Source organism: Mycobacterium sp. ABE4_509 (assembly GCF_056160785.1).
This window is the reverse complement of the sequence record NZ_JBSWXU010000318.1, coordinates 1-902: the sequence shown is the minus strand read 5'-3', so window position 1 is coordinate 902 and position 902 is coordinate 1. Positions and strand designations below refer to the sequence as shown.

The 902-nt window shown below is 74.9% G+C and carries 1 protein-coding gene; it reads right to left on the bottom strand.

The window, feature by feature from the left end; translation table 11 throughout:
* Positions 1–168: 168 nt before the first annotated feature.
* Positions 169–902, bottom strand: a 734-nt coding sequence (locus ACXAID_RS28250) for a ComEA family DNA-binding protein (protein ID WP_475025455.1), incomplete at its 5' end; no start/stop codon positions are given.

Here is a 902-nt window from a genome sequence, read left to right as displayed (position 1 = left end):
GGTCGGGACCACCCTGTCGGTGCCGGCCGGCCCACCAACCGGCCGCCACAGTGACCGCCACCGATGCCGCGGCCGCGAGCCAGCCCCCGGCCTGCGCCCACACGATGCCCGACGCCGTCACCGCCCAACTGGTCAGCGCGGCCGGAACCAGTCTGAGGTCGAGCGCGGTCATCCCACCTGCACGAGGTCGCGGAGTTTGGCCAGCCGCACCGGCCCGATTCCGTCCACCTCGGCGAGCTGGTCGACGCTCGCGAAGCCGCCACTGCTCTCCCGCCACGACACGATCGCCGCGGCGGTCACCGGACCGACGCCGGGCAGGGTGTCGAGTTGTTCGACCGTGGCGGTGTTCAGGTCGACCAGACCTGCGGTGCCGCCGGCGGCACCGGGACCGGCGGCGGCCGGCGCGGGAGCCGCCGAATCCGAGACCACCGAGCTGCCCATCTCGACCGGCTGACCGGGCGGCGGCTCGATACCGACCACGATCTGTTCGCCGTCGGCCAGCCGCCTGGCCATGTTCAGGCCGACCAGGTCGGCGCCGTCGAGCACACCGCCGGCGGCGTCGAGCGCATCGGCGATCCGCGCTCCGGGTTCCAGGGTGACCAACCCGGGTGTGCGGACCAGCCCGACGACACTGACCACCACCGGCGCCGCGGGCGGCTCCGGGATCGCAGCGGCCGACGAAACCGGTTCCACAGGTGGAAGTTTGGCCGACACCACGGCCGGCGAGCGGTCGCCGACCAGCGTGAGCACCGTGATCAGGACCGCCACCGCGCCGACACCGCCGAGGGCGAGCACACCGGCCCGGCCGGGGTCGGCCCGAATCCTGGACAACCAGCCACCCGGCCCGCCCGGTGGCGCCGCGGGCAGCCACCGCGCCAGCGCGGTGTCCGACTGCTCGGCGC